This window comes from Pseudomonas sp. CCC4.1, from assembly GCF_035019225.1.
Classification (GTDB): Bacteria; Pseudomonadota; Gammaproteobacteria; order Pseudomonadales; family Pseudomonadaceae; genus Aquipseudomonas; species Aquipseudomonas bubulae.
The window spans coordinates 90,199-98,754 of sequence record NZ_JASJWL010000012.1 but is presented as its reverse complement, the minus strand read 5'-3'; the positions used below and the strand labels follow the sequence as shown (position 1 = coordinate 98,754).

The window sequence follows — 8,556 nt, the reverse complement described above, 5'->3', positions numbered from 1 at the left end:
AGATGTGTATAAGAGACAGCCACGCCCCCGCACCGCCGGATAACCCGTTCAGCGAAGCCAAGGCCGAGTTGGGCAAAAAACTGTTCAACGACCCCAAGCTCTCGCGCTCCGGGCAAATCGCCTGCGCTTCGTGCCATGAAGCCGATATGGCCTTTGCCGATGGCCGCCGCGTCTCGTTCGGGCATGACCGCCAGAGCGGCCGACGCAATGCCCCCAGCCTGGTAATGAGCGGCTACAGCCCGGCGCTGTTCTGGGACGGGCGCGGTGGCACTCTGGAACAGCAAGCCATGCACCCCATCGTCGACCCGGTGGAAATGGCCTTTGATATCCCGCAACTGCTGCAACGGCTCAATACCGATAGCGCTTACCGGGAGGAGTTTGCACAAGTTTTCGGGCCAGGCCCGATCACCCCACAGCAAACCGCCCAGGCCCTGGCCACCTTTCAGCGCACGCTGGTCAGCGCCACGCGCAACACCGCCTTCGAGCAACTGCTGCGCGGGCGCCCGCAACGCATGAGCGATGAGCAGCTCTATGGCCTGCATCTGTTTCGCACCAAGGCACGCTGCATGAACTGCCACTTCGGCCCGGCGCTGAGCGACGAGCAGTTTCATAACGTCGGCCTGAGTTACTACGGGCGTAAATACGAAGACCTCGGGCGCTACGAAGTAACGCGCAAACCAGAAGACGTGGGGGCATTTCGTACGCCGTCATTGCGCCTGGTGATGAAAACCGCACCGTGGATGCACAACGGCCTGTTTGTGAACATGGAAGGCACGCTGGCGTTCTACAACATGGGCATGCCCCGCCCGCGCCCCAACGCGCAACAGGTCAACGACCCGTTGTTCCCACGCACCAGCGACCGGCTCAAGGCGCTGAACATGGACAAGGACGAACTGCGGGCCTTGCGCAGCTTTCTCGACACACTGTAGGCAGCGCCTGACTTTGTGGGAGCGGGCTTGCTCGCGATGCAGGCAACACGGTGTACCGGTAAAACGGCAGCATACCCATCGCGGGTAAGCCCGCTCCCACAAAAGCAGAACAGGCCGGCAGCATCACATTTCGTCGCACTGGTGCAATTGGACGCTGGGTCAAGCGCACTTGAGAAACGATATCGTTTATTATTGTTACAAGTTTTGTAGTACCCAAGCGAGGAAACCAGCGAATGATGCTCCGAAATACCCAGCTTGCGACATTTCTACTGCGCAGTTTGTCCATCGCAACACTTGGCCTGACCCTGCTTGCTCCCGCCGCCTACGCTGCCGATCCTGTGACGCTGACCCTGTACAACGGCCAGCACAAAGAGGTCGGCGACAACCTCGCTGCCGCCTTTGAAGCCAAGACCGGCATTCACGTCAATGTGCGCAAAGGCAGCAGCAACCAGCTGGCCAGCCAGATCATGGAAGAAGGCGATCGCTCGCCTGCGGACGTGTTCTACGCCGAAGAGTCGCCGCCTCTGAACAGCCTGGGCGAACAGGGCTTTCTGGCCAAGGCCGATGACAGCACCCTGCAAGCGCTGCCCAAAGAGTACGTGGCCGCCAATGGCACCTGGATCGGCGTGACTGCGCGTACCCGCGTTGTCGCCTTCAACCCGAAAAAGATCAGCGAAGACCAGTTGCCCAAGTCGGTTCTGGATTTCGCTGACCCGCAATGGCAAGGCAAGATCGGCTTTGTACCCACCAGCGGTGCCTTCCAGGAACAGGCCGTAGCAATCATCAAGCTGCACGGGCGCGATGCCGCCGAAGAATGGCTGACCGGTCTGCGTGCGTTCGGCAAGACCTACACCAACAACATGGTGGCACTCAAAGCCGTAGAAAACGGTGAAGTCGCCGCAGTACTGGTCAACAACTACTACTGGTTTGCCCTGCAACGCGAAAAAGGCCAGCTGGATTCCAAACTGCACTACTTCACCGATGGTGATGCGGGCGGTTTGATCACCGTGTCCAGCGCCGGCGTGATCAAGGCCAGCAAACACCCCAAGGAAGCCCAGCAACTGCTGGCTTACATGGCCAGTGAAGAAGGTCAGCGCGTTATCACCAACACCACCGCTGAATACCCGATGCGCAAAGGCATGGTCTCGGAACGCGGCCTCAAACCGTTTGAAGAGCTGCAACCGCCGAAAGTGACGCCTGCCGACCTGGGTAACGCTGAAGAAGCACTGGACCTTGAACGTGATGTAGGCCTGCTCTGATGTTGTCAGCCGCTCAACCTGCACGCTTTACGCCCACTCGCAAAAAGCCTTCGATCTGGCTGTTGTTGCCCGTACTGCTACTGGTGGGCCTGAGCCTGTTGCCGCTGTTGTATGTCGGCACAAAGGCCTGGCAAGCCGGGTGGTCTGAAGCCCTGCACCTGTTGTGGCGGCCTTATGTCTTTGGCCTGATGCGCAACACCTTGCTGCTGATGATCGGCGTCACACTGACCTGCGCGCTGGTCGGCCTGAGCCTGGCCTGGCTGCTGGAGCGCAGCAACCTGGCGGGGCGGCGCCTGTGGGGCGTGATCCTGTGCCTGCCATTTGCCGTGCCGGCGTTTGTCAGCAGCTTTACCTGGGTATCGCTCAGCGCCAGTTTCGAGGGCCTGGGCGGTGCCATTCTGGTGATGAGCCTGTCCAAGTACCCGCTGATCTTTCTGCCGGTGGCGGCGACCCTGCGCAACCTCGACCCAGCCCTTGAAGAGTCGGCTCGAACCCTGGGGCAGAACCGCTGGGGGGTGTTTTTCAAGATCACCCTGCCACTGCTCTGGCCTTCGCTGCTGGCCGGCTCGTTGCTGATTGCCCTGCATATGCTGGTGGAATTCGGCGCGCTGTCGATCATCGGCCTGCAGACCTTTACCACAGCCATTTATCAGCAGTTCGAGCTGGAGTTCAGCAATGCCAATGCGGCGATGCTGTCTGCGGTGCTGCTGGTGATGTGCCTGAGCCTGTTATGGCTGGAACTTAAGGTTCGTGGCAAAGGCCGGCATATTCGTATCGGCCAGGGCGCTGCACGGCATGCGGAACAAGTGAACCTGGGCAAGTGGTCGCTACCGGGGCAACTGTATTGCCTGGCGCTGGCGGTGATTGGCAGCGGCATCCCGCTGGGCATGCTGGCGTACTGGCTGATCAAGGGCAGCTCGGCAGCATTCCCGCTGGCCGAGATTGGCGAGGCTCTGTTCTCGTCGCTGTCACTGGCCCTGGGCGGTGCGGCGCTGTGCCTGGTGCTGGCTGTGCCGGTCGGATTGCTGGTGGTGCGCTACAAAGGCCCGCTGGCCATCTGGGCGGAGCGTTTGCCATATCTGTTACATGCACTGCCCGGGCTGGTGATTGCCTTGGCGCTGGTCTACTTCGCCCTGCATTATGTGCCGGCGCTGTACCAGACTTCGGCATTGCTGCTGATTGCCTATGCGCTGCTGTTTTTGCCACTGGCACAGGCACCCATCCGCACGGCGCTGAACAAGGCGGCTCCGCAACTGGAAGAAGCAGCACGGACCCTGGGCGCCACTTCGTTTACGGCATTTTGCCGGGTGACCCTGCCGATTATCTTCCCCGCGCTGGGGGCGGCCTTTGCCCTGGTGTTTCTGGATGCGATGAAGGAATTGACCGCCACCTTGCTACTGAGTCCGACCGGGCTGAACACCCTGGCAACACAAGTGTGGTCGCATACTTCGAATATCGAGTTTGCGGCAGCGGCGCCTTATGCGGCGTTGTTGATTCTGGTGTCGGGGCTGCCGGTGTACTTGCTCACCACCAGGATGTATTTGAGCCGCTGACAGCGGATCCAGCATACCCCGTGTGGGAGCGGGCTTGCCCGCGATGGCATCGACGGGGGCATGCAGATACACCGCGCTGCCCGCATCGCGAGCAAGCCCGCTCCCACAGGGGCAGCCCCGCTTCTCTACGCCCGGAACTGCCCAAGACTCGCCTTGAGCTGCGCCGCCAACCCGTCCAGCACCTTGCCGCTGGCCGTGGTCTGGGTCACCGCCTCGGCCGCACGCTCGGCCTGGGCATGGATCACTTCCACCCGCCCACGCACCGCATACGCTCCTTGCGCCTGATGCTCGGCAGCTTTGGTCGCATCACCAATCGCGCTATGCACCTGCTCGACCGATACCTGCATGGTCTTTTGCAACTGCACGCTGCCGCGCAGCACCGCCAGGCCCTCATCGGCCTGACGCCCCGCCAGGCCAATGGCCGCCACGGCTTCCCTGGCTCCCTGCTGCAAGGCCACGATATGCGCCTGAATATCACCGGTAGAGCTTTGGGTTTTGCTGGCCAGAGCCCGCACTTCATCGGCTACCACAGCAAAACCACGCCCAGTCTCCCCCGCCCTCGCGGCTTCAATGGCCGCGTTCAAAGCCAGCAGATTGGTTTGCTCGGCGATGCCGTGAATCACCGTCAGCACCACTTCAATCTGCTCACTTTGCTGCGCCAGACGCTCGATCACCTTGGCTCCCTCGCCCACCTGTCCGGCCAGCGCCTCGATCAGCCCCCCGACCTTGGCCGAGGTGCGAGTGTTTTCATCAGTAGCCTGACGAATATCAACCACCTGCCGGAGCGCCGCCTGCATCGCCTGGCTTTCCGACTGGGCTGCATCTGCCATGGTCGACAGTGCATGCAGGCTCTGAGCTACTTCATCGCGCTGTAACTGCGCGGCAGCATCGGCCCCGGCATTGCGCAAGGTCATCACACCGATCTCGACCCCGGTGCGCTGCGCCACATCACCCGCCTCACGCACGATGGGCTGCAGCTTGTCGACAAAGCGGTTAACCGCCGCCGCCATATCGCCGATTTCATCCTTGCTGTTCAGGCCTACACGCTTGGTCAAATCGCCTTCGCCTGCGGCCAGGTCATCCAGCGCGGCAATCAGCAGCAGCAACTTGTTGACCACCCGCCGCCCCAGCACCACCGCCAGTAACAGCAACACACCAAATCCGACAATCGCCAGCCCCATGCCAATACGCCAGCGCAAGGTGTCCGCCGCCTCGCGCACGGTCTGCGCGGTATTGGCCTGCATCTGCGCCGCCGCTGCCTGCGCCGACTCCAGACGCGCGCCCAGTGCTGCCGAACTGTCGCTGGCAGCACCTTGCAAGCTTTCGCCGACCAGTTGCCCGCTATTGGCTATCAACGTCGAAAAGCGCTGGTCGAGGGCCGCCAGGTCCTGCTCAACCGAGGCGGTGGAAACCCCCATCAGCACTTTGCCGATCTCGACGCCATTGGGGTTGATAGAGGCTTCGAGGTAGTACACCGACGGATCATGACGGGCTGCATCGAGGACTTTATCCAGCGCCCGCTCGCCATTGCCCTTGGCCAAAAGCGCCTGGTTGATCGGGTTATCACGATTGAGATAGCGGGTCAGATGCTGCCCCGTGGCATCGTCGTACACCACGAATAACACATTAGGATTACGTTGAGCGCGTCGGGCGAAATCGGACAGCGTGGGCACGTCGCTATCCCATATGGCACGCGGCGCTACAGCTGCCAGCAGTTGCGCCATGTCGTTGGCCGAGTCCTGCAGGTTCTTCTCCAGCGATTGCCTGAGCTGCATTTGCTCGTCTTTCAAGCGTGGCTCCAGGCCCGCGGTCAAACGCTGCCGGGTGCTGGCAGACAACGCATCAAGGCTGCTTTTAACTTCACGCCCGGCCTGCTCCAGTTCCGCGGTGAGCTTTTGGCTGTCTGCCCCCAGACGCGCATCCAGATCAGACTCCAACGCCGTCACCGTGCTCCGTGTCAGTGCAACAGCCACCAAAACCTGCACCAAAAGAGCGATACCTAGGGTAACGAATACAGGCCGCAGCAGACGGCTTTGTAACAGTGAGAGAACGGCAGACACGGAAAACCCTCCACTTAGGTGCCATTATTTTGATAGCACGCTTATTGACGGTTTTCACAGCAAGGGTCGTGCCGCACAACAGGCAGAAACGACAAAAGGCCCCGAAGGGCCTTTTGTTTTACATCAACAGCGACTTAAGCGAACGGGTGACGCAGAACGATGGTCTCGTTGCGGTCCGGGCCAGTCGAAATGATGTCGATCGGAGCGCCGATCAGCTCTTCTACGCGCGTGATGTAAGCGCGAGCGTTGGCTGGCAGCTCTTCCAGGGTTTTGGCACCCACGGTCGATTCAGTCCAGCCCGGCACTTCTTCGTACACAGGCTGCAGGCCTACGTAGCTGTCAGCGTCGGTCGGTGCAACATCAACACCGTTTGCGTCTTTGTAACCAACGCAAATGTTGATGGTTTCCAGACCGTCGAGTACGTCCAGCTTGGTCAGGCAGATGCCCGAGATGCTGTTCACATCGATAGCGCGACGCAGGATAACGGCGTCGAACCAGCCGCAACGACGGGCACGGCCGGTGGTAGCACCGAACTCGTGACCTTGCTTGGCCAGGTGAGCGCCAACGTCGTCGAACAGCTCAGTCGGGAACGGGCCCGAACCTACGCGAGTGGTGTAAGCCTTGGTGATGCCCAGGATGTAGTCCAGGAACATCGGGCCAACGCCCGAACCGGTCGCAACGCCGCCAGCGGTGGTGTTGGAGCTGGTCACGTACGGGTAGGTACCGTGGTCGATGTCCAGCAACGAACCCTGGGCGCCTTCGAACATGATGTCCTTGCCAGCGCGACGCAGGTCGTGCAGCTCGGCTGTCACGTCCAGCATCAACGGCTTGAGCAGCTCGGCGTATTCCTTGCACTCGGCCAGGGTCTTGTCGAAGTCGATAGCCGGCTCTTTGTAGTAACCAACCAGCATGAAGTTGTGGTAATCCACCAGTTCACGCAGTTTGGCTTCAAAGCGCGGCATGTTCAGCAGGTCGCCAACACGCAGGCCACGACGGGCAACTTTGTCTTCGTAAGCCGGGCCGATACCGCGACCGGTCGTACCGATCTTCAGCTCGCCACGGGCTTTTTCACGGGCCTGGTCCAGCGCCACGTGGAACGACAGGATCAGCGGGCAGGACGGGCTGATACGCAGGCGCTCGCGCACCGGTACGCCTTTCTCTTCCAGCTTGATGATTTCACGCAGCAGGGCGTCGGGAGCAACCACGACACCGTTGCCGATCAGGCATTGCACGCCTTCGCGCAACACGCCCGACGGAATCAGGTGCAATACGGTTTTTTCGCCGTCGATTACCAGCGTGTGGCCAGCGTTGTGGCCACCTTGGTAACGCACTACAGCGGCAGCATGTTCGGTCAGCAGATCAACGATCTTGCCTTTGCCCTCATCACCCCATTGGGTGCCCAGGACTACGACATTCTTACCCATAACACTTGTCCTCATTCGCGCAAACTTGGTGCCGGCAGCCGCCGGCAGGAAAACTCAAGAAACCAGCGGCACTACTTGCCACAGGCCATTCTGCTGAATCAATTGGCGGTCGCAGTCTGCCTCCAGGGCACCAGCCTGCTGTTGCCCAGGCAACGCCTGAACCACACGCTGGCCTTCACTGCGAAGCTGGCAAACCTGCTGCCAGAGTGCCGCATCGGTGCTGTCTGGCATCCAGATACCACCAGACGGCAACTTGACTTCCGCACGCCCCAGGGTCACCAGGGTTTTCAAATCGGTCGAAAAGCCGGTTGCCGGCCGGGCACGCCCGAAAACAGCACCAATGTCGTCATAACGACCGCCTTGGGCGATGGAGTCCCCAACGCCCGGTACAAATACCGCAAACACTACACCTGTGTGGTAGTGATACCCACGCAACTCGCCCAGGTCAAAGTACAACGGCAACTGCGGGAAACGCACAGACAACCCTTCGGCAATCGCCACCAGGTCGTCCAGAGCTGCCAGCACTTGAGCCGGAGCCTTGGCCAGACGCTCGCGCGCAGCAGCCAGAACTTCGTGACCGCCACACAAACCAACCAAGGCCTGCAGCATGCCCGCCAAATCGGCCGGCAAGCCTTGGGTCAAGGCCGTTACTTCGTCGATCGCCTTGCGTTGCAGGGCGTCGAACAATTGTTGTTCCACTTCAACCGACAGGTTGGCCGCACGGGCCAGACCACGGTAAATACCAACATGCCCCAGGTCCATGTGCACATCCGGCACATCGGCCAGTTGCAGCATGGCCAGCATCAGGCTGATCACTTCAACATCGCTGCTCGGGCTTGCATCGCCATACAACTCGGCGCCCAGCTGGATCGGGCTGCGCGAGGATGACAGTGCACGCGGTTGAGCATGCAGCACGCTGCCGGCGTAGCACAGACGGCTCGGGCCTTCACGACGCAGGGTATGCGCATCGATACGCGCCACTTGCGGCGTGATGTCGGCACGAAAACCCATCTGGCGACCCGTTTGCGGGTCAATCACCTTGAAGGTACGCAAGTCGAGGTCCTGGCCAGCCCCTGTCAGCAGGGACTCCAGGTATTCGATATGCGGGGTCACGACGAACTCATAGCCCCAGCTCTGGAACAGATCCAACACCTGACGGCGCGCCACTTCAATGCGGGCAGCTTCAGGTGGAAGTACTTCTTCGATGCCATCTGGCAAAAGCCAGCGGTCTACCGTTGCCATTACGCCATTCCCCTGTGATCCGGGCGGCCAGCCAGCAGGCGAGCCTTGAGTAAAGCAGAACGTGGCTGCGTCTTGAACGCGCACAGCAA

General features: G+C 60.8%; 6 protein-coding genes and 1 pseudogene. 3 read left to right on the top strand and 4 right to left on the bottom strand.

What is annotated here, in order from left to right; genetic code table 11:
- The 3 genes from QN377_RS07750 to QN377_RS07740 all read left to right on the top strand — a co-directional run.
- On the top strand, positions 1-929 hold a 929-nt coding region (locus QN377_RS07750; protein ID WP_323567617.1), incomplete at its 5' end, for a cytochrome-c peroxidase.
- 233 nt (positions 930-1,162) lie between these two features.
- A complete protein-coding gene (locus tag QN377_RS07745) occupies positions 1,163-2,188 on the top strand; it encodes an iron ABC transporter substrate-binding protein (RefSeq protein ID WP_095000959.1) in 1,026 nt (341 codons plus the stop codon).
- The gene (locus QN377_RS07740; protein ID WP_095017680.1) at positions 2,188-3,741 is read left to right on the top strand and encodes an ABC transporter permease; all 1,554 of its coding nucleotides are present in this window, start codon (positions 2,188-2,190) and stop codon (positions 3,739-3,741) included. Before QN377_RS07745 ends, QN377_RS07740 begins: the two co-directional genes overlap by 1 nt.
- A 125-nt stretch (positions 3,742-3,866) precedes the next feature.
- Here QN377_RS07740 and QN377_RS22850 read toward each other — a convergent pair whose 3' ends face one another.
- From QN377_RS22850 to QN377_RS07725, 4 genes and pseudogenes are all read right to left on the bottom strand, one after another.
- A complete protein-coding gene (locus tag QN377_RS22850; protein ID WP_370824333.1) occupies positions 3,867-4,571 on the bottom strand; it encodes a methyl-accepting chemotaxis protein in 705 nt (234 codons plus the stop codon).
- A 201-nt stretch (positions 4,572-4,772) separates the two neighbouring features.
- Positions 4,773-4,922 (bottom strand): annotated as a pseudogene (locus tag QN377_RS22845) (hypothetical protein); the annotation flags it as partial.
- A 1,013-nt stretch (positions 4,923-5,935) separates the two neighbouring features.
- Positions 5,936-7,225 (bottom strand): adenylosuccinate synthase, encoded by a 1,290-nt coding sequence (locus QN377_RS07730; protein ID WP_016783309.1) that lies wholly within the window; start codon positions 7,223-7,225, stop codon positions 5,936-5,938.
- Positions 7,226-7,279: 54 nt separating this feature from the next.
- Positions 7,280-8,467 (bottom strand): ATP phosphoribosyltransferase regulatory subunit, encoded by a 1,188-nt coding sequence (locus tag QN377_RS07725; RefSeq protein ID WP_095000956.1) that lies wholly within the window; start codon positions 8,465-8,467, stop codon positions 7,280-7,282.
- Positions 8,468-8,556 lie beyond the last annotated feature (89 nt).